The organism is uncultured Gimesia sp. (assembly GCF_937910335.1).
In the GTDB taxonomy this organism is placed as follows: domain Bacteria; phylum Planctomycetota; class Planctomycetia; order Planctomycetales; family Planctomycetaceae; genus Gimesia.
This window is the reverse complement of sequence record NZ_CALEMX010000543.1, coordinates 1-3,554: the sequence shown is the minus strand read 5'-3', so window position 1 is coordinate 3,554 and position 3,554 is coordinate 1. Positions and strand designations below refer to the sequence as shown.

The 3,554-nt window shown below is 49.6% G+C and carries 3 protein-coding genes and 1 pseudogene; 2 read left to right on the top strand and 2 right to left on the bottom strand.

The window, feature by feature from the left end; translation table 11 throughout:
- Positions 1 to 717: SGNH/GDSL hydrolase family protein (locus Q0668_RS22340; protein ID WP_298868746.1), on the top strand; the 717-nt coding region annotated here is incomplete at its 5' end.
- A 9-nt stretch (positions 718 to 726) separates the two neighbouring features.
- On the opposite strand, the gene Q0668_RS22335 is transcribed toward Q0668_RS22340, so the two are convergent.
- Positions 727 to 1,842 (bottom strand): exo-alpha-sialidase, encoded by a 1,116-nt coding sequence (locus Q0668_RS22335; protein ID WP_298868745.1) that lies wholly within the window; start codon positions 1,840 to 1,842, stop codon positions 727 to 729.
- Between the two features lie 48 nt (positions 1,843 to 1,890).
- The gene (locus tag Q0668_RS22330) at positions 1,891 to 2,160 is read right to left on the bottom strand and encodes a MoaD/ThiS family protein (RefSeq protein WP_298868743.1); all 270 of its coding nucleotides are present in this window, start codon (positions 2,158 to 2,160) and stop codon (positions 1,891 to 1,893) included.
- 213 nt (positions 2,161 to 2,373) lie between these two features.
- Here Q0668_RS22330 and Q0668_RS22325 point away from each other — a divergent pair.
- A pseudogene (locus Q0668_RS22325) lies at positions 2,374 to 3,554 on the top strand (alkyl hydroperoxide reductase); the annotation flags it as partial.

The following is a 3,554-nucleotide window of genomic DNA, read 5'->3' as shown; positions in this document are numbered from 1 at the left end:
GCCAAAGAGAAAGCCGAGGATGCCTGGAAAAAACTGGTTCGCTCGCCGCGCTCTCTTAAACGACCTGCATTTCAGTTCGTGGAAAACGATTCAAAGCTCCCAAACGTGTTGGTCTATGGTGATTCCATTTCGATCGCCTACACTGGTGCGACACGTGAGGCGCTCAAAGGCAAAGCCAACCTGTACCGTCTGTACTGTAACGGCGGCGACTCTTCGTCTTTCATCACAAAGATGAAGAACATGCACACCGCGATGCAAGATAAAAAAATCAAAGATCACTGGGACTTCGACTGGGATGTCATTCATTTCAATGTCGGGCTACACGATCTGAAATATTTGAAGGACAGAAAACTGGACCGTGTGAATGGCACACAGGCGATTTCTCCTGAAGACTATGAAAAGAATTTGAACTCGATCATTGCTTACCTCAAAGAACTGGCACCGAAGGCAAAACTGATTTTCGTCACCACGACCCCCGTGCCGGAAGGTGAAGCAGGTCGCATTGCCGGTGATGCTGCCAAGTATAATCAGATCGCTATGAAAGTCCTCAAGAACTATCCTGAAATCGGCGTCAATGATCTCTACGGTTTCACGAAACCACATCATAAAGAATGGTGGACCAAACCGGGCAATGTGCATTTCAATGCCCAAGGGGCGACTGCGCAAGGCAAAGAATCCGCCCGCATCATTGAACAGGAACTCAAAAACCGAGATTGATTTTCGATCTCAGGTCTTTGCAAACCGCACACAGTAGATGGGCGGCAGATTCGTCGAAATTTTCTGCCACGAATCGCCGCTATCTTCGGAAATCCAGAAATTGCCGGTTGTCGAACCAACGGCGAGACAGTTGCCTGTTCCATCAACGTCCAACGCGTGCCGATAGACGATGTCATAGCTATGCGCTCCGGGCAGACCCTTCGTGAGAACTTCAGAAGTCTTTCCTCCATCAGTAGTGCGCGCTATTACAAATTGACCATCCACGGGCACCCGACACTCATCCTTGATCGCAGGCACAAACCAGGCAGTATCTGACTTTTTGGGATGGACGGCTACAGCGAAGCCGAACGCAGAAGGTTTTATCCCTGAGAGCTCCTGCCAGGAATTGGCACCATCGGTCGTTCGGAAAACGCCATTGTGATGTTGTGCCCAATAAGAGTCAGGCTCGGACGGTGACTGCACCAGTCGATGTACATCCTGAATATTAGGATCATTGGCCTGATCGGGGGGAACATAATCAGCCCGTATGCCATCGGCTTTACAGCGCCAGCTCACTCCATCATCTTCAGTCACCCAGACTCCACCACAGGAAATCGACACTGCCACATGCTGGCTGTTCTCTGGATGGACGCAAATAGAATGGATGCCCGGATCATCTTTACCCCCGCCAAACCAGTGCTGTCGTTCGGGAAGATCCCACAAAGATTCAACCAATTGCCAGCTTGAGCCACGATCATCAGAACGAAACAATCCGCCGGGAATCGTTCCACACCAAAGCCGATTGGGTTGATCTACCCCTCCCGGCTCCAGTGCCCAGATTTCACTCAAGCTGGCAGGTTTCGGTTTTCCGTCTGTGGAAAAAGGCCCCGCTCCTATCTCTGCACCTTCCGGATAAACGGGAACAGCACACTCTTCCCAATTCACACCACAGTCACTACTGCGATGCAGCTTCACGCCAAAGTGGCCATGATTGAGAGCCGCAAAAATCGTTCCATCTCGATGGTCCTGCAACATCATCGAGACATGCTCACCTTCAAAATCGTAGCGACCAATCGACCAACCATTGGAATTTCGATCAAGGCGAAACAAACCCTTACGCGTGGCAATATGAATTTGAGAACTCATGAAGGCACCTTTTAATCTGTTATCGTTGAACCCAGGATCCGTTTTCAGCTAACCGCCAGAGAGTGCCTGCATCACATAAATTTCACTATTCTCGCTGATCGCATCACTCAAGTGAACCCGATCGATGATCGTCTTACCATCCACAAAAATTACCATATGTTGACGCAGCCGACTCTGATCATCGAGCACATAACTCTTTAACTGCTGATGTGTTTCAAACACAGCGTCCAATGCTTCTCGCACCGAATCCCCGGAAACTATCGTTTCAGGACAAGAGAGATGACGTTCCAGATTGGCGGTAAATACAACACGGGGCATAATGCGTGTATGCTACACTGTACAAATTCGGGAGGCAAATGAAATTTTGATGATGTTCGTCCTTTAGAAACTATCGGCGACATTTTGAGATTTGAACTACGAATCAGCCCCAAGCTATCGACATTCGGAAAGCAGCGCCGGTAAAATTGAACACTGTTCGCGTAATTTTTCCTCGATTTTTCACTCGAATCCTCTGGCTCATAAGAGTTGACTATGATGCATCACAGCCCACATTCCTCATTCCGTAAAGTCAGCTTCCTGACGATTTCAGCAATCGGTCTGCTGTGCCTGTCAAACTCAATCGCAATGAGCGCCGACAAAACAAAAGCGACCGATGTCAAGCAGGATACCAAAGAGGCCGACAAAGTCCTCGCCGGTCATTCCTATCATGGCGAAGTTTTTAATGAAGGACCGCGCCGCCAGGCCTACCTGATGAGTGGGACCGGCAATGTGCACTTCTATGTAACAGTTAAAAATCCCCAGGCACAGAAATTCCTCGATCAGGGGTTAGGACAATTGCACGGCTTCTGGTATCTGGAAGCAGAGCGATCTTTCCGGCACGCCGCGAATTTAGACCCGGACTGCGCAATGGCGTTCTGGGGCGCCGCGATGTGCAATCTGAAAAATAAAAAACGGGCCAAAGGCTTCATAGAAGAAGCAAAGAAACGCCTCGACAAAGCCAGCCCGCGCGAAAAGCAGTACATCAAAGCTCTCGAAGCTTACATCAATGCCGACAAGAAAAAATCAAAAGAACGAAACGATGCCTATACCAAAGCGATGGAAGATCTGATTCTGGAATACCCGGATGACCTGGAAGCAAAAGCGTTTCTGGCGGTTCATCTTTACGGCTCCCGCTCTTCCAGTACGAGTTATATTGCCGCCGAAGCACTGTTGCAGGATATTTTTGCTAAGAACCCAATGCACCCCGCGCACCATTACCGTATTCACCTCTGGGATCACCGCAAGCCGGAAACCGCGTTAACTTCGGCCGCGAAATGCGGACAGGCTTCTCCCGGAATCGCTCACATGTGGCATATGCCGGGACATATTTATTCGCGTCTCAAACGCTATGAAGATGCGGTCTGGCAGCAGGAAGCCTCTGCCCGCGTCGACCACGCGCACATGATGCGGGACTCTGTCATGCCCGATCAAATTCACAACTATGCCCATAACAATGAATGGCTGATTCGTAACCTTATTTTTATCGGCCGCGTCGGTGATGCGGTTGCCCTCGCCAAAAACATGATCTCACTTCCGCAGCATCCGAAATACAATACGTTCAAAAAACGGGGCAGCGCCAAATATGGTCGCATGCGTCTGCTGCAAGTTCTCCGAACGTATGAATTATGGGACGAACTGATCTACCTCAGTCAACTCAGCCAAACTCCTTATCT